Annotated in this window: 18 protein-coding genes, 1 tRNA gene, 1 pseudogene and 1 CRISPR repeat array; of the genes and pseudogenes, 12 read left to right on the plus strand and 8 right to left on the minus strand. The window is 38.0% G+C overall.

Features of this window, described 5'->3' with window-relative positions; translation table 11 throughout:
* Positions 1-139: 139 nt before the first annotated feature.
* The 3 genes from H6F45_RS09920 to H6F45_RS09930 form a co-directional block, all read right to left on the minus strand.
* Entirely contained in the window at positions 140-1,735 is a 1,596-nt protein-coding gene (locus tag H6F45_RS09920) for an MlaD family protein (protein ID WP_190347088.1), read from the minus strand.
* 89 nt (positions 1,736-1,824) lie between these two features.
* Entirely contained in the window at positions 1,825-1,977 is a 153-nt protein-coding gene (locus H6F45_RS09925) for a hypothetical protein (RefSeq protein ID WP_190347089.1), read from the minus strand.
* Entirely contained in the window at positions 1,974-2,777 is an 804-nt protein-coding gene (locus H6F45_RS09930; RefSeq protein WP_190347090.1) for an ATP-binding cassette domain-containing protein, read from the minus strand. Before H6F45_RS09930 ends, H6F45_RS09925 begins: the two co-directional genes overlap by 4 nt.
* Before the next feature lie 224 nt (positions 2,778-3,001).
* On the opposite strand from H6F45_RS09930, the pseudogene H6F45_RS09935 reads away from it, so the two are divergent.
* The 3 genes and pseudogenes from H6F45_RS09935 to H6F45_RS09945 all read left to right on the plus strand — a co-directional run.
* Positions 3,002-3,438, plus strand: a pseudogene (locus H6F45_RS09935) (FAD-dependent oxidoreductase); the annotation flags it as partial.
* A gap of 257 nt (positions 3,439-3,695) precedes the next feature.
* On the plus strand, positions 3,696-3,998 hold the full coding sequence (locus H6F45_RS09940; RefSeq protein WP_137667583.1) for a type II toxin-antitoxin system HigB family toxin: 303 nt from the start codon (positions 3,696-3,698) through the stop codon (positions 3,996-3,998).
* Positions 3,979-4,392 carry a transcriptional regulator gene (locus H6F45_RS09945; protein ID WP_137667584.1) on the plus strand — a complete coding sequence of 138 codons (414 nt, stop codon included), beginning with the start codon at positions 3,979-3,981 and terminating at the stop codon, positions 4,390-4,392. Before H6F45_RS09940 ends, H6F45_RS09945 begins: the two co-directional genes overlap by 20 nt.
* Positions 4,393-4,834: 442 nt before the next feature.
* Here H6F45_RS09945 and H6F45_RS09950 read toward each other — a convergent pair whose 3' ends face one another.
* Positions 4,835-6,142, minus strand: coding sequence for a glutamate-5-semialdehyde dehydrogenase (locus H6F45_RS09950; protein WP_190347091.1), 1,308 nt, complete (start codon positions 6,140-6,142; stop codon positions 4,835-4,837).
* A 311-nt stretch (positions 6,143-6,453) separates the two neighbouring features.
* Here H6F45_RS09950 and H6F45_RS09955 point away from each other — a divergent pair, with 311 nt between their 5' ends.
* On the plus strand, positions 6,454-8,442 hold the full coding sequence (locus H6F45_RS09955) for a zinc metalloprotease HtpX (protein ID WP_190347092.1): 1,989 nt from the start codon (positions 6,454-6,456) through the stop codon (positions 8,440-8,442).
* 93 nt (positions 8,443-8,535) lie between these two features.
* A CRISPR array of direct repeats spans positions 8,536-10,979; the repeat unit is 37 nt; unit sequence GTTTCAATCCCTAATAGGGAGTATTGGAAATTGCAAT.
* Positions 10,980-11,315: 336 nt separating this feature from the next.
* On the plus strand, positions 11,316-12,782 hold the full coding sequence (locus tag H6F45_RS09960; RefSeq protein ID WP_190347093.1) for an aldehyde dehydrogenase family protein: 1,467 nt from the start codon (positions 11,316-11,318) through the stop codon (positions 12,780-12,782).
* 130 nt (positions 12,783-12,912) lie between these two features.
* Here the strand turns inward: H6F45_RS09960 and H6F45_RS09965 are convergent, their stop codons facing one another.
* From H6F45_RS09965 to H6F45_RS09975, 3 genes are all read right to left on the minus strand, one after another.
* Complete coding sequence (locus H6F45_RS09965) at positions 12,913-17,121, minus strand: chemotaxis protein CheB (RefSeq protein WP_190347094.1); 4,209 nt, start codon at positions 17,119-17,121, stop codon at positions 12,913-12,915.
* Between the two features lie 436 nt (positions 17,122-17,557).
* A complete protein-coding gene (mazG, locus tag H6F45_RS09970; RefSeq protein WP_190347095.1) occupies positions 17,558-18,370 on the minus strand; it encodes a nucleoside triphosphate pyrophosphohydrolase in 813 nt (270 codons plus the stop codon).
* Positions 18,371-18,468: 98 nt separating this feature from the next.
* Entirely contained in the window at positions 18,469-19,080 is a 612-nt protein-coding gene (locus tag H6F45_RS09975) for a metal-binding protein (protein WP_190347096.1), read from the minus strand.
* Positions 19,081-19,335: 255 nt separating this feature from the next.
* Here H6F45_RS09975 and H6F45_RS09980 point away from each other — a divergent pair.
* The 7 genes from H6F45_RS09980 (at position 19,336) to H6F45_RS10010 (ending at position 25,886) form a co-directional block, all read left to right on the plus strand.
* Positions 19,336-19,408: transfer RNA gene (locus tag H6F45_RS09980), tRNA-Val, on the plus strand.
* Between the two features lie 612 nt (positions 19,409-20,020).
* Positions 20,021-20,275 carry a SemiSWEET transporter gene (locus H6F45_RS09985; RefSeq protein WP_096567075.1) on the plus strand — a complete coding sequence of 85 codons (255 nt, stop codon included), beginning with the start codon at positions 20,021-20,023 and terminating at the stop codon, positions 20,273-20,275.
* 228 nt (positions 20,276-20,503) lie between these two features.
* Positions 20,504-22,135 (plus strand): radical SAM protein, encoded by a 1,632-nt coding sequence (locus tag H6F45_RS09990; protein WP_137668781.1) that lies wholly within the window; start codon positions 20,504-20,506, stop codon positions 22,133-22,135.
* A 26-nt stretch (positions 22,136-22,161) separates the two neighbouring features.
* The gene (locus H6F45_RS09995) at positions 22,162-22,350 is read left to right on the plus strand and encodes a CPXCG motif-containing cysteine-rich protein (protein ID WP_137668780.1); all 189 of its coding nucleotides are present in this window, start codon (positions 22,162-22,164) and stop codon (positions 22,348-22,350) included.
* 250 nt (positions 22,351-22,600) lie between these two features.
* Positions 22,601-23,050 carry an SRPBCC family protein gene (locus tag H6F45_RS10000; RefSeq protein WP_096567069.1) on the plus strand — a complete coding sequence of 150 codons (450 nt, stop codon included), beginning with the start codon at positions 22,601-22,603 and terminating at the stop codon, positions 23,048-23,050.
* A 244-nt stretch (positions 23,051-23,294) separates the two neighbouring features.
* Complete coding sequence (locus tag H6F45_RS10005) at positions 23,295-23,474, plus strand: ssl1498 family light-harvesting-like protein (RefSeq protein ID WP_137668679.1); 180 nt, start codon at positions 23,295-23,297, stop codon at positions 23,472-23,474.
* 246 nt (positions 23,475-23,720) lie between these two features.
* Positions 23,721-25,886, plus strand: coding sequence for a tetratricopeptide repeat protein (locus tag H6F45_RS10010; protein WP_137668680.1), 2,166 nt, complete (start codon positions 23,721-23,723; stop codon positions 25,884-25,886).
* On the opposite strand, the gene H6F45_RS10015 is transcribed toward H6F45_RS10010, so the two are convergent.
* Positions 25,823-25,987, minus strand: coding sequence for a hypothetical protein (locus H6F45_RS10015; RefSeq protein ID WP_190347097.1), 165 nt, complete (start codon positions 25,985-25,987; stop codon positions 25,823-25,825). The two genes, H6F45_RS10010 and H6F45_RS10015, sit on opposite strands and share 64 nt — an antisense overlap.
* Between the last annotated feature and the right edge of the window lie 104 nt (positions 25,988-26,091).

The raw sequence follows: 26,091 nt of genomic DNA on the forward strand, positions 1-26,091 counted from the left end.
CACCAGTCACCAGTCACCAGTCACCAGTCACCAGTCACCAGTCACCAGTCACCAGTCACCAGTCACCAGTCACCAGTCACCAGTCACCAGTCACCAGTCACCAGTCACCAGTCACCAGTCACCAGTCCCCTGTCACCAGTCACCTGTCACCTGTTCGCTCTCTTAACTTTTGCAATAGCTGTTGTTGGGATGAGTTTGGGGTAGGTGTAATGGTGTTTTGGGGAATGTTTTCGGCACTTTCCATAGCAGCAGGTACGGTGGGAGTTACGGCTTTTTCTGGGGAAGATGGTTCGGAAATAATTACAGGTGGTAATAACTCTGGTTGTGTGTTGAATTGGATTATTTCTGTAGTTGGTAATGGGGTGAAAATTACTACTTTGTTGATTTTTTCAACAGCTTTTATTTCTGGTTTAGCAGTGATATTTTTAGGGATATTTTCCAGAGATTTTGGTGTTTGTGAAGCAGCTTTAAAAGTAGGTTGAGGTGTGATATTTTCGGCTGGATTCATAGATGTTTTGAGAGCATCTAAGGTAAAAGCTACCTTTGTTTGTTGCTGCATATTTTCTGTAGAAGATACTAATTTACTTAGACCATTGACCAACTGTAAAAGATTTTGCCGAAATTTCGGATCTCCTGTTAATTCATCTAAGTCAGATGTAATTTTTTGGGTATTTTCAAAAGTTACTCTAGCAGCGTCTAAAGTTTGTTGCAAAAGCACAATATTTTGCGGATCATTTAAATTTTTAGAAGCATTTTTTAAATTAGCAGAAGCTTCCGCAGCGTTAGCAGAGAGAATTTCTAAATTTTTCAATAATTCTCCTTCTGTTAAACGATTAACCGCAGGTGATAAACTACTAACTGTTTGACGTAGTTGGTTACTGGTTTGGGTAATATTATTTAAAGTACCGACTAAAGCAGAACGATTTGTAGTTAATAACTCATCTAAGTTATTTAATAACTTACTTGCTTGTTTTGCAGTTGTACTAAATTCACTCGCTGTTGTACCTAATTGATTTGCGGTTTTTGTTGTTGTGGTTGTGAGTTCATTTGTTGCTCGTTGGATAGTGACAGCAGTATTAGAAAATGTGCCTAATTGTCCTTGAAAACTTCTGCCGACACTTTGCATTTCTCGACTGAGTTTAGCAATACTATCAGCCGCATTCGCAGAAGTTACTAAAAGGCGATTAACGTTGTCGTAAAATTCCTTATTATTATATTGAGCAGCAAAATCAGATGATTGGCGGATCAGTTCATCAACGCTAATTCCAATCTCACCTTTTAATTTAGTAGATTCGTTACAAATAATCAAACCAGGATTACAATCTTTCTCTAATGGTCCGGCAATATCTTGAGGAACTTGTGCATTAGGTGGTGGACTAATATCAATGATACTTTCATTAATTAATCCACTTTGATTTGCTTCAATTTTAGAATCAGCAGGAATTTTTAATTGAGGATCGTTGATTTCAATTTCTACATTAACAGCATTTGCTCCGGTTTTGATACTAGAAATACTACCCACTTTCACACCACGATAACGAACTGGTGAGCCTTTTTGCATTCCCCCAGCGTTAGCAAATTCAACCACAGCTTTATAAGAACTGCTTCCGGGCGTGATTCTATTTAACCATAGCCATATTACCCCAAATGCTCCTAACCCTAGTAAGATTAATAAACCTACCGATCCTTCTCTAAAAGTTCTTGTAGAAGTGAATCCACTAATTAGACCTCGCATTTTTTCGCGCTCCATAAAAATAGTCCTGATTGGTAATTCGTAATTCGTAATTCGTAATTCGTAATTTGTAATTCCTAATTTGTAATTCCTCATTCGTAATTCTTAATTATTAATTTGTAAATACTGTGAAGAGAAAATAGTAAACAAATATTTTTATTTTGACTCCTTGAACTCCTGACTCCTTGAACTCCTGACTCCTGACTCTTGACTCCTGACTCCTGACTCCTAAAATATATTATCAACCAGCCACTTGAATTGGACCATGTATACTCCCACTCATAAATTGTCTAATCAAACGGTTTTCTGTATGATCTATTTCATTTACTTTACCTTGCCATTGCACTTTTCCTTGATAAAGAAATATCAACTTGTCAGATGTTCGACGAATGGTACTATCTTGGTGGGTAACGATGCAGTAGGTACTACAGACTCCTTGTGTACATTGCAAACTGCGGATTAAATCCTCAATTACTGTTGAAGCAATAGGATCAAGTCCGGCTGTAGGTTCATCGTATAATAAAACTTCTGGGTTATCTTTGGGATTATCGGGATTAGACATAATCGCACGCGCAAAACTTACCCGTTTTCGCATCCCTCCCGAAAGTTCTGAGGGGTAAAGATGACCAATACCTGGTAAACCTACCATTTCTAATTTTTCGTTGACAAGTTTGCGAATGCGCGATCGCTCTAATTTTGTATTCTGATACAATGAAAAACCGACGTTTTCATCTACATTCAAGGAGTCAAATAAAGCTGCTTGCTGAAATACCATCCCAATACTCACCGGATCAGCACCATCTTCTATTAACCCCTCTCGCTTTATCCCTTGAATATAAATTTCTCCTGCATCCGGCTGTAATAAACCAGCTATAATTCTTAAAATCGTGGATTTACCAGTTCCTGAAGGTCCAATAATTCCTATTGCTTCTCCTTGGAAAATTTGCAAATCAACATCATCTAAAACCTTATTTTTACCAAAGGATTTAGAAATACCTCTTAGTTCAATTAATGGTTCTTCGTTAGGTGATTGGTAATTGGTCATAGTTGATAGTTGATAGTTGATAGTTGATTGGTGTGTATTATTAACTAATAATGACTAATGACTGTAAGTATTCAGCTATCAGCTAAAAGCAATCAGCTTTGCGGATTTATATCAAAAATCACTGATTGATTATCTACTGATTTATCCAATATTCTGACTCCTGACTCCTGACTCCTGACTCCTGACTCCTAACTCCTGACTCCTGACTTCTTAACTAATGACTAATGACAGATATTATTGTAATTGGTAGCGGTATCGGTGGTTTATCTGCGGCCGCGTTACTTGCACGTTATGGAAAACGGGTTGTAGTCTGTGAAGGTCATAATATTCCCGGTGGTGCAGCGCACACTTTTAAAAGACGCGGTTTTGAGTTTGATTCTGGTCCCTCCTTTTATTGCGGTTTAAGTGGTTCTCAAAGTTTAAATCGCGTCTTTTGGGACTTTACGACGCAATGAAAGATATTCCCAGCATAGCATTGCGGGCTGATTGGCAAGTCATACCCCTATTGTTACAACGTTATTTACCTTCTTTGGGTAAAATGTTGTTAAATTTGCCAATTGTGCAATCTTCTGTTGGTAGTGTGATGGATGCTACCATTAAAGACCTTTGGGTAAGGCGACTAATTGACCTGGAATGCTTTTTATTATCAGGTTTAAAGGCATTTTAAGCTGTTACACAGCTAAATTGTATAATCCTAATATTCTGAACTCTTGTTTAACAGGCAAGATGCCTGTTCCACTTATACAAATTAAATGCACAACAGCTTATCTTTTGGCACTACTATTAACAAAAACTCCTATCATAACATAAAATGAATTCTGAAAGAGGTCTATTCTGTAATTTTGCGGAAAACTATTGTAGTTGGGTAAAAATGTCGTTACTTGTAAGTTAGAGGTAAAAATCATGAAATAAATATTTATGCACATTATCACCCGTCGGACACTTTCCGAATTTTGGCAAAAGCACCCTAACTCACAAACTAGCTTGCAATCATGGTATAAAATTACATTAAAAGCTGAATGGCAAAATTTTGTAGAGTTACGTCAAAGTTTTCCTTCTGCTGATCAAGTTGGTAATCTCACTGTTTTTAACATTGGCGGTAATAAATATCGGCTTATTGTGCTGGTAAAGTACAATTCTCAAAAAGTTTTTATCCGTCATGTCCTCACCCATGCAGAATATGATCAGGAGGACTGGAAAAATGACCCTTGGAATACGTAACAACAACGCTTATCTTGAATTACTTAAATCTTTCCCCCCTCGTCCCATTACTTCTGAGGAGGAATTTTTTGCTACACAAAAGGTTATCAATTTTTTGATTGATAAAGGTGAATTAACTCCTGATGAAGAAGATTATTTAGATGTTTTAGGTACTCTAGTTTATGAGTACGAAGAAAAGCAAAATCCCATACCCGATATTTATGGTGTGGAGTTACTGCAAGCGTTGATAGATGAATTTAATGTGCAGCAAAAGGACTTAGTTCCTATTTTTGAAACTGAGGCGATTTTATCTAAAGTTTTGAGGAAAGAGCGTCTTTTAACTGTTGATCATATTCACAAACTTGCGGAGTTTTTTCATATTTCGCCGGCTGCGTTTTTTGAATCAGTTAGTTAGATGTAGATGAATGAAATATACAATAATTATTCAATGGTCTGAGGAAGATAAATGTTATGTAGGGGTTGCTGAGAAAGTCTTTCCGTGAGGGCATAGGAGTCAGGAGTCAGGAGTCAGGAGTCAGGAGGAGATTGGAAAATTTCTTTGCCATCTCTTGAAATCCCAAAAAATGCACACTTTTTCCGGTATACCCTTCAAAACCCTTGCACTAATTTCTGTGTTTATCAGCCTCTAACCTTTGATATATCAAGGTTTTAGGTTTATTCAGCAAACCCTAATTAGTCAGGTAAAGTAGGTGTTTTTTATCATCACACCTGATAGCGAGGATAAATCACGGAGCAACAGACAAAACTTTGATTTGTTATCAATCCATACAGTTGGAATTTGTTTGTTTACCAGATATTTATCATCGCTATTTTCTTTAATTTTATTTTCTTTAATTTTATTCCAAATCTCGATGTGTAAATGATTTCGCATTAGCACCAGTGTAGGTTTTCACAATATGACCATCACCACACATTTGATATTTATAAGTTACTAAACCCTCTAAACCCACAGGTCCACGGGGTGGCATTTGTTGGGTACTAATTCCCACTTCTGCACCAAAACCATAACGAAAACCATCAGCAAAACGAGTAGAACAATTATGATAAACTCCTGCTGCATTTACTAATGCTTGAAAAGTTGCTGCTGCTGTTAAATCTTCCGTAACAATGGCTTCTGTGTGCCGAGAACCATATTCACTAATATGATTTATTGCTGCTTCCAAAGAATCAACAATTTTCATGGCTAAAATTAAATCACTGTATTCTGTTTCCCAATCTGTTGCTGTTGCTAAATCAATCTGAGGTAAAATTTTTAAAGTGCGTTCATCACCTCTTAATTCTACATTTTGCGCTTGCAAAGCCTCAGCAACTTTGGGTAAAAATTCCGCAGCAATATTACTGTGAACTAATAAAGTTTCAATAGCATTACAAGCCGCAGGATATTGAGTTTTAGAATCTACAGTTATACTAATTGCTTTCTCAAAATCAGCCGCTTGATCTATATAAAGATGACAAATACCATCGGCATGACCTAAAACGGGAATGCGAGTATTTTCTTGAACAAACCTGACAAAAGAATTAGAACCTCTGGGAATAATTAAATCTACATATTTATCTAATTTTAAAAGTTCTAATATTTCTGATCTTGTTGTTAACAATTGCACGGCATCGGGGTTAACAGCAGTATTAGATAAACCTTTTTTAATGGCTTTTACTATCGCCTCACAAGAACGTAAAGCTTCTTTTCCACCTTTGAGAATGACACCATTACCGGATTTAATGGCTAAAGAAACAATTTGAATAGCTGCTTCGGGACGCGCTTCAAAAATAATCCCTAAAACACCCAAAGGGCAAGTAATACGTTTAAGAATTAAACCAGTATCAATTTCTCGGTGAATTTGGACTTTACCAACAGGATCATCTAACTTAGCAACATCACGCACACCAGCGATCGCATCTCTTAATTTATGTTCATCTAACTGCAAACGTTTATAAAGAGGTTTAGCAATACCTTCCGCTATAGCTGCTTCACAGTCAGCCACATTAGCAGCCAATATTTCATCCTGAGCAGATTCTAAAGCTAGAGCGATCGCATTAATCGCTTGATTTTTCTCCTCAGTAGCAAGTACACCCAACCTACTAGCAGCTAAACGGGTTTTTTGGGCAATTTCAGTTAAACCAGAAACAACTTGTACGGTATTCATCACAAAAATATATTTACACTATAACAATCTTAATATTCTTTGGGCATTGGGTTATTCATCCTCCCAGTCACCAATCACCAATCACCAATCACCGTCTTTAACTTTTACGAAATTTTGATGACGAATCGTGGATCTATTGAGTATTCATAGATAACAATCATGTAAGCATTTAGCTTTCAGCAGTCAGTAGTCAACTTTTTAACAACTACGCCAGAAATCATGATTTGATTATTTGCTTCCTGCCTTTTGCCTCCTGACTCCTGACTCCTAAATTCTTACAAAATATCACCCTTTTGATCTGGGATTACATCATGTCATTACAATCAGGCTTAGATGCCTTCCAACAGGGACGCTATCAAGAAGCAGTGTATCTACTAGAGGAATTTTCCCAAACTTCTCTAGAACTGAGTTCTCCAGACTATCTCACAGCGCAAATGTGGCTGATGAAAGCTTATCAAAAAATAGGCGACATCGAACAAGCTAAGATTCTTTGGCAAAAGTTAATTAACAGTGATAACCCACAGATGCGAGAATGGGCAGAACAAGATCGCCCATTTTTTACATCAGCTAACCAGCCTAGTTTTGAAAAAGCCGGACGTGCAATATCTACGGGTGTAAGTTTAGCAATGGGAGGTGTGGGTGGTAATTTAGCCCTAGCATCTGGTGTTACCATTGCCTTACTATTTGGCATGGTTTTTGTTTTAGGTTTAAGCCTAATATTAATTTACAACAGTAGCGATCCCATGACCGGTTTAGCGATCGCTATTGCCATTACCTTAATATTCAACACAGCGGCATTTTTCCTTTCACCCTGGCTGATGGATCTTAGCCAAAGTTGGCTGTATCATACTCGTTGGGTAGACTTAGCAGAAATTGAAAGTCAAAGTCCAGAAACAGGAAAAATCATTCGCCAAGTTTGTCAACAAAAAAATATCACCATTCCTAGACTGGGCATCATTGACGACCAAAACCCCACAGCTTTCACCTATGGTTCTTTACCTAACAGTGCGCGTTTAGTCGTCAGTCAAGGACTTTTCACTTATTTAGATGATGATGAAATTGCCACTGTTTACGCCCACGAACTAGGTCACATCGTCCACTGGGACTTTGCCGTAATGACAGTAGCTTCCACCTTAGTACAGATTTGCTACCTAATTTACAGCACAGCCCGAAGATTTAGCCGTGGTGGTGGAGATAATAAACTCAAAGATGGTTTGCAAATAGCTAGTTTAGTTGCTTACATCTTTTATGTTATTGGTACTTATCTACTGTTGTATCTTTCCCGTACTAGAGAATACTTTGCAGATCACTTTGCTGCAGAAACCACTGGCAACCCTAACGGACTTTCTCGCGCCTTAGTGAAAATTGCCTATGGCATCATTGAAGAAGGTTCACGTTCTCAAGAACCCAGCCGTTTAATAGAAGGAACTCGCGCTTTAGGCATTTATGACCACAAAGCCGCAGCTTCCACAGGTACAGCTTACCGCATCGCTTCCGATCCGCAAAAAATTGGCCGTGTGTTTTTATGGGATATGTTTAACCCTTGGGGTTGGTGGATGGAACTCAACTCAACCCATCCCCTCACAGGTAAACGAGTCCGCGCCCTCAGCACCTACGCAGAACAATTAGGTTTACCCATAGAATTTGACATGGGGCGAGTTATCGGTGAAGGTAAAACCCTAAATAAAAACAAGCTTTACGGTAACTTCTTTGTAGATATCGTCCTGTACGGTGCAGAAACTATTGGTTTCGTCCTGGGTTTAATTCTTGGCATATCCAGCTTTTCAACTTCTAACAACCCAGCCTTTTTGGTAGGTATGCCATTAATGGGTTTAGGAGTGGGAATTTTAATTAAAGCCTTTGTCATGTTCCCCGACTATTCCCACGCTGCACCCACTGATATTCTCACCTTGATGTCAGACCCCTATGCTAGTCCTTTACGGGGAAAACCAGCCATGTTACAAGGTGAATTAATTGGTCGTGGTGATGCTGGTTATCAATTTGGTTCTGACCTCAAACTCCAAGACTCTAGCGGCATGTTGTATTTACGTTATGCTTCTCGTTTTGGACCCATTGGTAATTTCTTATTTGGCATGAAACGAGTACAAAGCTTAATTGGTGAACCAGTGAGAACTGCCGGATGGTTTCGTCGTAGGGTAATGCCTTGGATGGATTTAATTAAACTAGAAAGCGAAAATGGCACTGTTGTCAATAGTTATCATCGTTTTTGGTCATTTGTACTCGGTGGCGGATCTATTATCCTGGGAATAGTATTAATGGTATTTTTATCCGGGAATTAATTCTGCGTTCCTAGCATTTCTATCTAGGGTTTCTCAATTATCCAAGCTGTGTTTTTTTATTCCCCGCGTTTATCGTGGGGTTTATTTTTTTGTGTTTCAATCCCTAATAGGGAGTATTGTAAATTGCAATATATGCCGAAGACAAAACCAAGACAGCTAACCTTTGTTTCAATCCCTAATAGGGAGTATTGTAAATTGCAATGCTAATTCTCAAAGTAGAGATAGTGAATTGGTTCTGAGTTTCAATCCCTAATAGGGAGTATTGGAAATTGCAATTTTGAAAAAACCTAGTAAGGCGATCGCACTAATCCCAATTGTTTCAATCCCTAATAGGGAGTATTGGAAATTGCAATCTGGGCGGTTTGACTGTTCCAATATTGCAGATTGTTTCAATCCCTAATAGGGAGTATTGGAAATTGCAATTTTCTTAAAGCTTCAGATACTACTCTATCAGAGGGTTTCAATCCCTAATAGGGAGTATTGGAAATTGCAATGAACTTGACGCAACTATTTGGGAGTCAGTAACAGCAAGGTTTCAATCCCTAATAGGGAGTATTGGAAATTGCAATCAAAAGCAGATGAGTGGACAAAAACCGTAGTAGCTGTTTCAATCCCTAATAGGGAGTATTGGAAATTGCAATTCGCGGATATATTGATGCTCACTTTGTGGGAGTTGACCAGCAGTTTCAATCCCTAATAGGGAGTATTGGAAATTGCAATTAATAACGCAATAATAGCCGTCAAAAGCGGTCTGGGGTTTCAATCCCTAATAGGGAGTATTGGAAATTGCAATGAACAAATTTTCCGGCTTGAATTGATGCAACATCAGGTTTCAATCCCTAATAGGGAGTATTGGAAATTGCAATGATAATGATGTTTTACCTGTTCCCCTAAACCCAGAAGTTTCAATCCCTAATAGGGAGTATTGGAAATTGCAATTCAATCCGGCGATTTTCAATGTCGCTTTCTCCGTGTTTCAATCCCTAATAGGGAGTATTGGAAATTGCAATATTAGCCGCAAAGGATACTTTTATGCCGTTAGGTTTCAATCCCTAATAGGGAGTATTGGAAATTGCAATGTCACTATGGTGAGCAGCGAGTACCCGCCGTTCCCATAGATGTTTCAATCCCTAATAGGGAGTATTGGAAATTGCAATTTTAATCCTTCGTTATCCAGCGGAATATCTGGTTTCAATCCCTAATAGGGAGTATTGGAAATTGCAATGTCTCTAGACGGTGCAAACTATGTACCATTAGGTTTCAATCCCTAATAGGGAGTATTGGAAATTGCAATAACAAGGACAAAATGTTCTTTGTCTACGGCAACGGTTTCAATCCCTAATAGGGAGTATTGGAAATTGCAATCAAGTACAGCCGTGTGGAGTAATTGGGCGAATGCTGTTTCAATCCCTAATAGGGAGTATTGGAAATTGCAATTTGATATAAATGCAATTTTGATTATTTCTCCACTACTAAAGTTTCAATCCCTAATAGGGAGTATTGGAAATTGCAATCTCCCAAAATGACTGTAACCACACGCCACAAAATGTTTCAATCCCTAATAGGGAGTATTGGAAATTGCAATGTGAGTGGAGTATTAGCCAAGTTAGAAGTTGATCGAGTTTCAATCCCTAATAGGGAGTATTGGAAATTGCAATGATGTTTATTTTGATGAGATAGAGAGTGTAATAAGTTTCAATCCCTAATAGGGAGTATTGGAAATTGCAATTTCAATGGTTAAATGTTTCTTTTCTACCTTACGTGTTTCAATCCCTAATAGGGAGTATTGGAAATTGCAATTCCGCGAACTGGTATAGGTACGCTAGGCTTGCGTGTTTCAATCCCTAATAGGGAGTATTGGAAATTGCAATCCCTTACGTATGTGTACATATTTTCATGAGTAGCCATGAAGTTTCAATCCCTAATAGGGAGTATTGGAAATTGCAATCCCAGTCCCAGCCTGTTGCAACTCAACCCCAGTCCCAGTCCCGTTTCAATCCCTAATAGGGAGTATTGGAAATTGCAATTTTGAGATGTTTAGAAAAGGATTAAAGGTTAAGCGTTTCAATCCCTAATAGGGAGTATTGGAAATTGCAATCACCAGTATTGAATTTTAGAGACAGTGAAGATCAAGTTTCAATCCCTAATAGGGAGTATTGGAAATTGCAATTACTGGGTTTAATAATCTGGGAGGGCTGATCAACGTTTCAATCCCTAATAGGGAGTATTGGAAATTGCAATCTGAAAGCCCTACTACGCAAGGCTTGGAGGCTGATCAGTTTCAATCCCTAATAGGGAGTATTGGAAATTGCAATAACCTTACCACCCGCACGTCAACTTAAAATAAAAGTTTCAATCCCTAATAGGGAGTATTGGAAATTGCAATCGTTGGTAGGGATTACGGGATTAAGTATTAATTACAGTTTCAATCCCTAATAGGGAGTATTGGAAATTGCAATCTACCAGTGTCACCAACTCTACCAATCACATCGCCTTGCTTGTTTCAATCCCTAATAGGGAGTATTGGAAATTGCAATAGCGGCATCCTGAAAGCCTATCTATATTTAGTTTTCAAGGTTCGATTGCGCGAGTGACTCTATCATAGTCCATTTCAGGAATCGTGTCAAGAGCAAAAAACACCCAAACCCAGTCTGTGTAAGGTGCGCGGGTGGGTGGAAAAGCGGAATAACCCCAAAGTCAAGCCTATCAAGAGATACAGCCATTTTTTTACAGCACCAATTTTTTACACCCACCCATCCGCGCAAAACACCTGCAAATGTAAACATATATAAAAGATTTAGCCGTAATTGTGTAACTCCTGGAATCAATTTAATAGCATTTAACAAAAAGCCTTAAAATTTTAGGAGGGTCTGATGGTTACAGCAACAAGACCACAACCACAGGTGAAAATAGGTCCTACCCAACTGCTAATAAATAATGAATGGGTGGAAAGTGTCAGCAAGAAAAAATTTGCTACCATTAACCCCGCTACGGGTGAGGTAATTTGTGAAGTAGCAGAAGCAGATGCAGCGGATGTAGATAAGGCAGTACAAGCAGCGAGAAAGGCTTTTAATGGCGAATGGCGGCAAATTTCTGCGACTGCAAGAGGTAATCTACTTTACAGGTTAGCAGATTTAATCGAGGAAAATCTTGATGAACTGGCACGTTTAGAAACTCTCGATAATGGTAAACCTATCAATGATTCTGTAGGGGATATAGAATCAGTTATTGCCTGTTATCGTTATTATGCAGGTTGGGCTGATAAGGTACAGGGTAAGACTATTCCTATTAATGGTCCTTATTTCTGTTACACTCGCCATGAACCAGTGGGAGTTGTTGGTCAAATTATACCTTGGAATTTCCCCTTATTGATGCAAGCTTGGAAATTAGCCCCAGCTTTAGCAATGGGTAATACTGTGGTGATGAAAACTGCGGAACAAACGCCTTTATCAGCGTTGCGGGTGGGTGAGTTAATTGTGGAAGCGGGTTTTCCTGCTGGTGTGGTCAATATTTTATCAGGATATGGACCCACTGCGGGGGCGGCGATCGCATATCATCATGATATTGATAAAGTTGCTTTTACTGGTTCAACTGAAGTCGGCCATTTAATTATGGAAGCGGCTGCAAAAAGCAACCTGAAACGGGTAACTTTAGAATTAGGTGGCAAAAGTCCTAACATTGTCTTTGCTGATGCTAACATAGATGCCGCTATTCAAGCCGCCCATGAAGCGATATTTTTTAATCAAGGACAATGCTGTTCTGCTGGTTCTCGCTTATTTGTGGAAGCAAAAATTTATGATGAGTTTGTGAATAGAAGTGTAGAAATAGCCAGACAGCGTACAGTCGGCGATCCTTTTGACCCCAACACCCAACAAGGACCCCAAGTAGACCAGGAACAATTTAACCGAGTCATGAGTTATATTGAATCAGGTCAACGGGAAGGGGCGCGGATGCTTTATGGTGGTAATAGGGTGGGAGACAGAGGTTATTTTATTACCCCGACAGTGTTTGCAGATGTCCGCGATGAGATGAAAATTGCCCAGGAAGAAATTTTTGGACCCGTGATGAGTATCATCAAATTTCAAGATGTGGAAGAAGTGATCCAACGGGCAAATAATACCATGTATGGTTTAGCGGCGGCGGTGTGGACACAGGATATCACCAAAGCCCATGCGATCGCTAACAATGTCCGTGCAGGTACGGTGTGGGTAAACTGTTATGATGTATTCGATGCAGCCGCACCCTTTGGCGGTTTCAAACAGTCGGGTATGGGTAGAGAACTGGGAGAATACGGTTTACAGCAATATACAGAGATTAAGACTGTGACAGTGAAATTGTAGATTTAACAGGAGTCAGGAGTCAGGAGTCAGGAGTCAGGAGTCAGGAGTCAGGAGAAAGAATTAATTTTTCCCCCTGCTCCCTTTCCTCTTCTCTGTCCCCAGTCCCCAGTCACCATTCACCAATCACCAATCACCTATTTACCGACCTTTTCGCCAAAACAGCAACCACATTTACCAATTGATCCGGTTCAACGGGTTTATTAATATGCAATTCAAAACCTGCGGCTAAAGACTCTGCCTGTTCTGCTTCTCCCGTATAACCAGTCAGTGCAGCAGCAGGAATTTTCCCTCCCTGTTCGGCACTCAAAGCCCTAATTTGACGTATCAGTGCATAACCATCTTCTTCTGGTAAACCAATATCAGAGAGGATGACATCATACCCACCGGGATTAGTTTTGAGTATTGATAATGCCTCTTGTGCAGATGTAGCCTCTGTTACTTGAACATCGTAATCTTCCAGCACGATTTTAAATAATTGACGCAGGTCTGGTTCATCATCAACTATCAGCACCCGCACACCCGCTAAAGATGGGTAGGAAACAAGGTCAGCAGGTGCAGCAGGGGCGGTTGGTTCTGGAGTAACTGCTATATCACTCTCTTCCTGGTTAGTTTGCAGAGGTAGCCTGACGGTAAAAGTAGCACCTTGATCCTTACCTGGACTAGCCGCTTCCACAGTACCACCGTGGAGTTCTACCAAATGGCGCACTATTGCTAGTCCCAGTCCTAAGCCAGCATTTGATTTGCGTGTAGTGCTATCAGCTTGACGAAATCGGTCAAACACATAAGGGAGAAAATCAGCACTGATACCTAAACCAGTATCTTTAACTTGAATTTCCGCTTGATCATTAGTGTAATTGAGAGTAATATCAATGATTCCGCTATCAGGGGTAAATTTAATGGAATTAGAAAGTAAATTCCAGATTACCTGCTGTAAGCGAGTCGGATCTCCGATCAAGGTTCTGGGTGTAGGATCTAGTTGCGATTGAATTTGAATGTTTTTCTCTTCTGCGGACAAACGTACAACTTCTATAGCTGCGGAAATGACAGGTACAAGTTGAACAGGCTGATTATTGAGATGCAGTCTACCGGAACTAATGCGAGAAATATCTAATAAATCGCCAATTAGCAGGTTTTGAGCGTGGGCAGCCCGTTCAATAGCTTCTAATGCCTGATCTGTTTTCGTTTCATCAAGCTGATGTTTCCGTAGTAACTGCGTCCACCCCAACAGAGAATTGAGGGGATTTCGTAATTCATGGGAGAGAATGGATAAAAAATCATCCTTAGCTCGGTTAGCTGCTTCTGCTGCTGTTCTCGCTGACTGTTCTTGTTCTAAGAGTTGAGTCCGTTCTGCTTCTAAATGTTTCTGTTGGGTAATATCTTCAATTGCCAGGAGAATTAAAGGAGTATTATCTATTTGCGGCATTTTTCGAGCATTGAGGCGCATGATTTTGTGTCCAATTTGCTCAAAATTATGCTTAACTTCCACATTTTCAAAATGGGTCTGTCCGGGGAGAATATGTTCTAAGAGCGATCGCAACTGGGGAATATTCCACTGGCCATTACCAATTTCATAAATCAGGCGATTTTCTGTTTCTTCTCGCACTACCTGGAATGTGTCATAGAAAAATTGATTGCCACTAACTACCCGTAAATTCATATCCAGCACCACTAAAGATTGGCGCACTGTATCTACTATTGCTTCTGCATAATCACGGGATGCTCTCAACTGTTCCGCAGTCCGTTTGATGGCATCAATATCCACCAAAATTACTACAGCACCATCAATTTTATTATCTATTGTCCGATAGGGTCTAATCCGTAAATCATACCAACGACCATCTTGATCCTGCACTTCCAAACTTTTCAAATTCAGGGTACTAATTACCTCTAAAATTTGTGCTTCTAAATCAGAAATATTTAATTTATGTTTAATATCACTTAATGGTCGTCCCACATCTGAAGGAATTAAGTTAAATACTGCTCCGGCTGCGGGAGTAAAGCGGCGAATCTGTAAATCACCTCCTAACATGAGAATGGCAATCTGAATACTACTGAGCAGATTTTGTAAATCATTACTCACCTGATTTGATTCTACATTGCGCCGTTGCAATTCATCATTAATAGTATTCAATTCTTCATTAGTCGCCTGAATTTCTTCCTTAGCTGTTTCTAATTCTTCATTGGTACTTTGCAACTCTTCATTACTAGAGAGAATTTCCTCATTAGCTGCTCGCAAATCTTGATTACTGGCTTGTTGTTCCTCAATAATTGATTGCAAATAATCTTTAGTAGATTTTAATTCCTGTTGCAGAATAAAAATTTCCTGCTCATAACTATTTGCTTGCTGCGGCTCAGATTGAATATTACTACTTATTGGCGATATAGAGCTAACTGGAGTGGGTGTATCCTCAAATAAAATTAAAAAGAATTCTTCGTCTGATCCAGCAGATTGAAAGGGAACAACATTAATTTTCACCAGCCTAAGTTGATTTTCTGCCTTAACTTGTATCCCTTCCTGTGTAACTGGCATTTTTTGTTTTTTAGCCTGATGAATACTGCTACGTAAATCTAGCCGCAATTCTTCTCTGGCCATTTTTAGTAAATTAAAACTGGGTTTACCCGGTGCTGGTTGTAAATAGGGACTCGTCTGTCCTCGAAATTGCAAAATATCAAAATCATCGTTGATAATTACACCCACCGGTGAGAATTGATTTAACACAATTCTATCTGCTTCTTTTTGGATTTCCACATCATTTCCAAAACCTTCATTTTCTATCATTTGTAATTTAGCGGTTTCTACTGGATAGTTACGAGCCATTAAATCAATAGCTAATCGGGTAGCTGCAATTTTGCGAGCATAAATCTTGTACTTTTTATCTACCACAGTAAACAAATCCGTAAATTCGCCCACTGTTTCCGAAGTTCCTAACATCAAAAAACCTGTAGGTTTAAGACCATAATGAAAAATTGGCACGACTTTTTTCTGTACAGCAGCACCCAAATAAATCAGCACATTCCGACAAGTGATTAAATCCAGTCGGGAAAATGGCGGATCATTAATTAAGTTTTGTCTAGCAAAAACACACAGTTCTCTCACTGCTTTATTAATTTGATAGCCACCTTCTACCTGTACAAAAAAACGTTGTAATCTTTCTGGGGAAATATTCCCTACCTGGTTAGGTTTATAAATGCCGGCTCTGGCTTTTTCTATGGCTACTTCATTAATATCGGTCGCAAAAATTTGAATAGGGATATTAATTCCCTTGTTTGTTAAAAATTCTAGTAAGCAAATTGCAATAGAATAGGCTTCTTCACCTGTTGAACATCCAGCTACCCAAATCCTAATAGGATCATCGGTTTTGCGCTTGTTAATAATAGTGGGAAATATTTTAGTTTTTAAAGCTTCAAAAGCTTCTGCATCCCGAAAAAAACAGGTAACAGTAATTAAAACATCGTAATATAAGGCGGTAATTTCTGCCGGTTTATCCTGAAGATAATGCAGGTAATCTTCTAAATTATCCAGTCTATATAACATCATCCGGCGCTGAATCCGTCGCTTTAGGGTATTCTGCTTGTAATAGGAAAAGTCAACACCTGTCGCTGTCCTTAAAATCTGGAAAATCTTTAACAGTCCATCTTTTTCTTCTGGGACAACTTCAGTCTGTGTCACTGCTGTTGAGTGCTTGATATAGGGATGACTGCTAAGGTTGGCCAGTTTCTCAGCAATTTGTTGAGGAGTAAGGATAAAGTCTACATAACCTGAAGCTACCGCCGTATTCGGCATAGTGCTAACTTTTGCTGATTCCTCACACTGAGCAAAAGTAATACCACCTTCTGCCTTGATTCTTTCTAACCCCCTTGTTCCATCTCCATCACCCCCTGACAAGATAACTCCAATGGCTTTGTTTTTTAAATATTCTGCTAAGGAAAAAAAGAAACTATCCACTGTCATGGGTTGTTGATATGTTTTTTCACGGGGTTGAAGTTTTAATACCCCTTGATTAATGGTCATTGTCGCACCAGGGGGAATCACATAAATATGATTCGGTTCTACAGTCATTCCCTCTTGTACTTCAGTTACAGGTATTTGAGTTGTGCGGGACAGAATTTCTGTTAACATACTTTTTTGTTGGGGGTTCAAATGCTGAACTAGCACAAATCCCATACCCGTATCTGTGGGTAAATGACTCAATAATTGTGTAAATGCTTCTAATCCCCCCGCAGAAGCTCCAATACCGACAATTGGGAATAAATTGTTTTGTTTATCTTGCTCTTTTGGGGATTCTGTAGAGTTAGATTCTTTAGCTTGAGATTTTTTGCTATACCGATGAAAATTCATGTTATGCACCCAATTAAAACCGGGGTTATAATGTTTGTTTTTATGTTTGTTTTTAGCTTTTTTTAAGGGAAATTTAGTCAAACTCTTGATTCATTTCTATTTTCTTTGAAAATGTGTCAATATTACATATATTTCTATTATAGGCTTTTAGTGAGAAATTCTATAATTTCTCGACGTTGACAAGATAATCAGCAATAGGGAATAACCCATAGGGAATAATAAATATACAAAAATAATTCCTAACAAAATAATAGGAAATAATATAGATTTTGGCTGATAAGCTGTTACACAGCTAAATTGTATAATCCTAATATTCTGAACTCTTATTTAACAGGCAAGATGCCTGTTCCACTTATACAAATTAAATGCACAACAGCTTATTTAACTAACTTTAATCTAAAAATACACTTTTTCCCCAATCCCCAATCCCCAGTCCCTATTCTTTAGCTAGTTTAGCTTTTGCCTGTTGCCAGAGTGCATCCAATTCTGCTAAACTATAATCTGTTAAAGGACGATCTATGACATCTTCCATTTTTTGCAATCTTTGAATAAATCGTAAACTTGTACCTTGTAAACCTGCACTCGGATCAAGTTTATGCCATCTGGCTAATTGAATAATTGCGAATAATAAATCACCTAATTCTGATTCTTGTCTTTCCGGGGTTTCCTCAGCTAATGCTTGTTGAAATTCCCCTAATTCTTCGTGAAATTTATCCCAAACTTCCTCGATATTGTTCCACTCAAACCCTACAGCAGCAGCTTTTTCAGAAATTTTCATGGCTGCATTTAATGGGGGAAGACTGCGACGATAACGATCTAATTTATCACTCAATTTTTGCTTTTCTAAGGTTTCTCCTTTTTCCGCAGCTTTGATAGTTTCCCAATTTTGACGTACTTCTTCTACATTTTCTACTGTGACATCACCAAATACATGAGGATGACGACGAATTAATTTTTGAGAAATACCTTCGGCAATTTCTTTTAAAGTAAAATCACCATGTTCACTAGCTATTTGTGCTTGTAAAATTACCTGTAATAATAAATCTCCTAATTCTTCGGCGATCGCCTTTTTATCACCTGTTTGAATCGCGTCTACCACCTCATAAGCTTCTTCAATGATATACGGTGTCAGGCTTTCCGGCGTTTGTGCTAAGTCCCAAGGACATCCACCATCAGGCGATCGCAATTTTGCCACTATATCAATTAATTCTTGTAACGCTGCTAAAGTTTGATTGTGATTTTCTGCCATAATAAGTTAGAATTTTGTGCTTTTTGTGTATTCTGCGGGTAAGTATTCATCTATTAGTAATCAGCTTAAACCCTCCTGACTCCTGCCTCCTGCCTTCGTTAAGACTTAGTGCGGCTTTTGTTAGTTCTGGGTTGAGAACTACGTTTACCACGACTATTAACTTTACGCTTCTTTATTTTGCCACTGGGTAGCAATCCCTGTACACCTTGTTTTTGAAACCTTTTATAAGCTGAACCCGTCCAATCACTCAGAGAATGACTCATAGCACCAAGTTCACACCCCAAAAACAAAGCGAAAAATTCTCCATAATATATTGATATAGTCCGTCCCACACTTTTCCAAACTTCCCCCCAATTCAAAGCCACATTACCCAATTTAGCGAAAATCACCAAAACCAAAATCGCTACAACTGCTAAAAATGTGGTTAGATACACCACCCGCAAAGTAGTACCAATAATTGGACCGTGGGATAAAAAAGACCGATGACGCAGACTTTTTTGATAAGGTAGCCATATCCAACGCAAAAACCCCCAGCGTTGAAACTGACGAGAATAAATATCCAAGTCAGGACCAAACATCAAACCACCAAACATAAACCCACCAGCAACCAACAACGTCACACTACTGCTGCGAGTGGAAATTAAAGTGATACCTGCTACCACAGGTACAGACCAAATAGTAATGCGATCGTGTGTTTGTCCAGAAGGCATATTTTAAAAGTCAAAAGTCAAAAGTCAAAAGTCAAACTTCAGTATACCCAGATCCCTATACCCAGATCCCCGACTTCTGATCTTCATTGATAGTCTCTGGAGAAGATCAGTAGGGGTAATTCATGAATTACCCCCACGCAAGAATCAGGTTTTGAGTTGAATCTTGCCTAAGTCCTATTCCCCAAAAAAAATTTTTTCCCAACCCCTTGCAAAATTTAAAAAGCCTGTGCTATATTAATTAAGTCAGGAAAACACGGGCGGTTAGCTCAGTTGGTAGAGCGCCTGCCTTACAAGCAGGATGTCATCAGTTCGAGTCTGGTACTGCCCACTTCTTTATAAATGCTACTCTATGAGGTTTTTAGACCTTATAGAGTTTTGTTTTTACTATTGATTACTCGTTATACTTTAATTGGCTATGCCAATAGACCTCTCCAAAATAGAATGTATTAATTTGTCATAAGTTGTAGGGGCGAAGCTTATGGGCGATAATTTAACGGAAAAATCAGACATCTAGATATCCCATAAACTTCGACCTGCCCCCATAAATAGGTTCCATAATTTTTTTTTCTGGAGATGTCTAATATTCACAATCATCATCTGCTTTGAATAGATAATACAAATTTTCAAACATCCTCTAAGATTATCCACCCATGATCAAGACTATAATTTGTGAATTATTGGCAGATGAGTTGGCAGCGTTGCTGGGGCTAAAGAATAAGCTGTTGTGCATTTAATTTGTATAAGTGGAACAGGCATCTTGCCTGTTAAACAAGAGTTCAGAATATTAGGATTATACAATTTAGCTGTGTAACAGCTTATCTGAAAAAACAGAAGCAGAAAAAATAAATTATCCTATCTTGTCCCTTGTGGGATGGGCATCCTGACCGTCCGTAAACTGCTATATTATATGATAATATCTTAATTTTAACGATTCAAGAAAATGGATTTTATTAACACATTGGGATTAGCAGCAGGGACATTAACCACTATTGCGTTTTTACCGCAAATGTTCCAAACCTGGAAAACAAAATCAGCTAAGGATGTTTCTTTTGTGATGCTGATTACTTTTATGACTGGGTTGTTTTTGTGGTTGGTTTATGGGATGATTCTGGGTGCTGTACCGATTATTATGGCTAATGGGATAACTTTATTTTTAAATCTTATTATTCTCTGGTTGAAAATTAAATATAGATAGTATTTGTTCTGTAAGGGTTTAGTTTTGATAAACCCTTGCACTCGTTGAAGATGTAATTTGAAGATGTAATTTGAAGATGTAATTTGAAGATGTATTTTCAGGAAGATTTAACGCAGATGAACGCAGATAAACGCAGATGAAATATTAATTTTGCAGATTGCCGCTGAATCTACTATTTTTTGCTAATTTGGTTTATAATTATATATAGATTACTTTTTATAAAGACCTGTGACATCATCTGTATTTGACTCGGAAAAGCTTTTATTTACCCCAGCAACCCCTAAAAATGACGCTATTCCTTTAATTTTCGCTTTCCCCAATGAGTACACTGTGGGTATAACCAGTCTTGGTTATCAGGTGGTTTGGGCAACTTTAGCGATGCGTGATGATTTACAGGTGAGTCGTTTATTTACTGATATTCAAGAACAACTTCCTAGACATCCAGAAATTTTGGGTTTTTCTATGTCTTGGGAATTAGATTATGTGAATATTTTTAATCTTTTGGAATCTTTAAATATTCCTCTGCGTGCAAGCAATAGAACCGAAAATCATCCTCTCGTTTTTGGTGGTGGTCCGGTTTTGACTGCTAACCCTGAACCTTTTGCCGATTTTTTTGATGTGGTTTTGTTGGGTGATGGGGAAATTTTATTAAGTAGTTTTATTGATGCTTATCAAGAAGTTAGAAACGCAACACGGAAAGTTAAATTAAACAGGTTAGCGCAAGTTCCGGGAATTTATATTCCTAGTTTATATGATGTTGAATATGCTAGTGATGATGGAGAAATAAAATCTATTCATCCTCTTGATAGTCATATTCCCACAGTTATTCAAAAGCAAACTTATCGAGGAAATACTCTTTCTGCTTCTACTGTTGTTACTGAAAAAGCAGCTTGGGAAAATATTTTTATGGTGGAAGTGGTGCGGAGTTGTCCTGAAATGTGCCGCTTTTGTTTAGCGAGTTATTTAACTTTACCTTTTAGAACTGCGAGTTTAGAAAAATCTTTAATTCCTGCTATTGAACAAGGTTTAAAAGTTACTAACCGTCTGGGTTTGTTGGGTGCTTCAGTGACACAACATCCTGAATTTTCTGAGTTATTAGATTATATAAGTCAACCAAAATATGATGATGTGCGTTTGAGTGTTGCTTCAGTAAGAACGAATACGGTTACAGAAAAGTTAGCTGCAACTTTAGCAAAACGTGATACTCGTTCTTTGACTATTGCTGTAGAAAGTGGTTCGGAAAATTTACGTCAAATTATTAATAAAAAATTAGATAATGAGGAAATTATTCAAGCTGCTGTCAATGCGAAAGCTGGGGGTTTATCTAGTTTAAAATTATATGGGATGGTGGGTATTCCGGGGGAAGAATCGGAAGATTTAGATGCTACGGTAGCAATGATGAAAGCTGTTAAAAAAGCTGCTTTTGGTTTGCGGTTAACTCTAGGGTGTAGCACTTTTGTACCTAAGTCACACACTCCTTTTCAGTGGTTTGGGGTAAATAAACAATCTGAAAAACGGTTACAATTTTTACAAAAACAGCTAAAACCCCAAGGTATAGATTTTCGTCCAGAAAGTTATAATTGGTCAATTATACAAACTTTGTTATCGAGAGGCGATCGCAGACTTTCCCATCTGTTAGAATTAACTCGTGGTTTTGGTGATTCTTTGGGAAGTTATAAACGTGCTTTTAAAGAGTTAAAAGGGAAAATTCCCGATTTAGATTTTTACGTTTATAGTCATTGGTCAACAGAGAAAATTTTACCTTGGAATCACTTGCAAGGACCTTTACCACAGTCTACACTAATAAAACATTTACATGAAGCAACGAGTCATTTTCGTTCTGCTTCCCCAGTTAAATAAAGACTGAAAATTACACATTGAAAAAAATGCAAAATACATCAGAATTTTATTGTGCTTATTGTGGTGAAGAAAACACAACTTTTATTGATATTAGTGCAGGAATGCTGCAAAATTATGTAGAAGATTGTCAAGTTTGTTGTCGTCCCAATATTTTGTATATCAGAATTGATGAAGATACACTGGATATTGAAATAGACACCGAATATGAAGGTTAATTAGGGTTTGCTGAGAAAGTCTTTCCGTGAGGGCATAGGAGTCAGGAGTCAGGAGTCAGGAGTCAGGAGGAGATTTGAAAATTTCTTTGCCATCTCTTGAAATCCCAAAAAATGCACACTTTTTCCGGTATACCCTTCAAAACCCTTGCACTAATTTCTGTGTTTATCAGCCTCTAACCTTTGATATATCAAGGTTTTAGGTTTATTCAGCAAACCCTAATTAAAGGTTAAAGTGAAGGTTTTTCGTTTCATGCTGTACTTTACTCATTCTTCTATTATTAACGCACCTGTCGAAGTAGTTTGGAAATTCCATGAAAGACAAGATATTTTACAGCTACTTACCCCACCTTGGCAACCTGTACAGGTATTGCGTCGAGAAGGGGGACTTGATGAGGGTGCAATAACTGAGTTTAAATTATTTATTGGACTTTTACCTTTAACTTGGTTAGCGCGTCATACAGATTTTGAACAATATCGGTTGTTTACTGATGTACAAATATCGGGACCTTTTGAGTCTTGGGTGCATCGTCATGAGTTTACAGCAGAAGATGGAAAGACTAGATTAACTGATAATATTTCTTATTCTATGCCTGGTGGTGATGGAGTGGAATTTGTCAGTGGTTGGTTAATTCAATTGCAGTTAGAAGCGATGTTTCGTTATCGGCATTTTATTACGAAACGGGAATGTGAGTCACAATAGCTGCTAATCAATTATCCAGATTTAGGGATAGTTGTGTTAATTTTTATAGCAATTTGTAAAACTTTGTATCAACTTTTGGCTCTGGAGAAGTAACTGAACTTTAAAAAGCTTAATATCTATATCTTCAGCTTTTTTCATAAGTTGGGGATATATCTATTTCCTATTTTACAGTTATTACAAATCAAATCTAGTTGCTATATAATGAATGCACATTAAATAAAAGAAGATAACAAGGAACAACTTCATGCCCTATACCAACGAAGAAGGCGGTCTTCTCAATAATTTTGCCCAAGAACCCAAGGTTTATCAAGCAGAACCACCTACGGATGGACAAAAGCGCAATTATATTATTTTAGGAATTGCTGCTGCTCTTTTGGTAGGTGGTTTAATTTTTGTCGCCTTTACCGTGTCCAATGTCAACTAAAAACAAAAGCAAAATAATTTAATAAAATTTAATGTTTTCAGATTTTCAGGTTTCCATCTCAGGAGTAACCTGATTTTTTTTATTTTTTGCTAAGATCAAAGAGAAGTTAAGTATAAATATATACGTCTATTGTGATTAAACCTGGAAAACTTGATTCATCCTGAAAAAAATACATTTACCTGAAATCAGAATTAAGGAGATTTTTCAATCAGTTATGTATATTGTATTTAGGCTGTTGTAGCCACTATGAGCGTGAATGAAACTTTAACTACAGATATTTTTACCTTGAATCGGCAAGTATATCAACGCCTAAAATTTGCTCTGAGTATAGGTTTGCGACGACAAATATTTTTTGCCGTATGTGATGACTTACACTTGAGAAATCAAGTAGCTACTCGGTTGCATTCTACCTTGGCTTATCCAGTCGGGCAAGTGTTATATCACCCAGTAGAGACAGAGGGAATTAGCACTCCAGCTTATCCACGATTAGTCACATTGCGACTTAATTTAAATGATCCCAATCCCATAGCGCAGATAAATCAATGGTTAGCTAATTATCCCCCTCCTGTGGTTGGGGAATCAAAAGACAGTCCTGGCCGTCCTTTACCAATACCAGCATTTCAGATTGTAGGTGTGGAACTGCTGACGAAACAATCAGTAGCGGTACAGCGTTTGTTTCTGCACTATCTTCGATTAAGTGAACAGTATTTTGCTAACCAAGAAACCAGTTCATTTTTAGAATCTAGTTTATTGTTTTGGGTTCCTCGTCCTTGGTTGTATGCTATTCAGCAATCAGCACCGAAATTTTGGCAATGTCGAACTGGTGTATTTATATTTACTGGAGAACCAACACCAACGTTAGAAAATCGCAGTTATCCAGAAAATTTCTCTAGTTTGCGAAGTGTTGATTTAGGCAATCTAGAAAAATCAGTTGTTGATAAATCAATCACCTCACAAGAGGAGATTAACAAGGCTATTGAAGAATTTAATTTTACTGAAGATGATGATTTTTTTGAAGATACTTCTGTAAGTATAGAATATGAATCACAGCCATCATCGACAACATCTACCAAGGAAGATATTATACCTGAGCTTTCATCTTTCTTGCATATTAGTGGTGAATTGATTTCACTATTCAAAGAATCACTAAATCCGAATCTTGCTGAAGATGTAGAGGAAAACTTACAACCAAAACAACTACTTTGGGAAATTGAAAAATTAAAAATTCAGCAAGCTTCTGGGGAAGAACTCGCAGTAGCTTATCACAAATTAGGAACGTTATATCGGTTACGTATTGAACAGGGACAGTCAAGTTTAGAAAACTTGATGGTAGCTATTATTGCCTATCAGGAAGCTGTTAGCTATGATGATACTTCACCCCAACTTCCAGATACTTTAAATGATTTGGGAACACTATATTGGATGTTGCACCGCACACCAGGAAGTAGTGAAGAAGCAAAAACTTATATCCAGCAGGGAATAGAATTTTATCAGTTAGCCATCAAACTGATTACACCTGATAGTCAACCGGAAATTTATGCCCGTGTACAAAATAATTTAGCCACAGCTTATGGTGATTTAACAAGGTTTTCTAACCCGGTGGAAAATTGGCAGGAAGCAGTTAAAGCTTACAATGAAGCACTGCGCTACCGCACCGAAGAAATTGATCCTTTAAAATATGCTGCTTGCCAAAATAACTTGGGGACTGCATACTGGCATTTAGGACAATATAGTGATCCTGTGGAACATCTCAAAAAAGCGATCGCAGCTTATAATTTCGCACTTGCTCACTATCAACCTGAAGATGAACCAATTAAATATGGTATGATTCAAAATAACATCGGTACTGCTTATTGGAATTTATCTCAATATGAAACACCATTGGAAAATTTACAATTAGCAGTTGATTTTTACCGGGAAGCTTTGAAATATCGGACACCAAATAATATTCCTGCTGCTTGTGCTGCTACCAAGAATAATCTGGCTACTGCTTATTGGCATATAGCAAATTTACCACAAGTAACTAAGGACATTCGCCAAAATTTCCTACAATTGTGCATCAAGACTTATGAAGAAACTCTCACACTGGCTAATTCTCTAAATCAGATTAATTTCAGTTTTGATGTTTTGGCAACACAGAATAACTTGGCTTTAGCCCATTATCAATTAGTTACAGATCCATCTTTCAAGGGTGATAAAAAAATTATTTCTCAGCATTTAGAAGCATCTTTAGATAATCATGTACAAGCTTTGGGCAGATTGGTAAAAAACACAGAAGGTTATCACACAACTTTCAACCATATAGTCAAAATAATTCGCACTTTTCATAATGAGTTAGGTATCCAAGGTCAAAATTTGGCTTTATCTAAAGTTCCCGGTAATTTGATTCCAGATATTTTACCTAAGTTATAGGTGATTGGTGATTGGTGATTGGTGATTGGTGATTGGTGATTGGTGATTGGTGATTGGTGATTGGTGATTGGTGATTGGTGATTGGGAATAATATTACCCATTACCCATTACCCATTACCCATTACCCATTACCCATTACCCATTACCCATTACCAAACCTCACAGATATGATCACTATTTCAACGGACTTGATATAAAATAGTCT

The organism is Sphaerospermopsis sp. FACHB-1194 (genome assembly GCF_014696235.1).
GTDB classification, from domain to species: Bacteria; Cyanobacteriota; Cyanobacteriia; order Cyanobacteriales; family Nostocaceae; genus Sphaerospermopsis; species Sphaerospermopsis kisseleviana.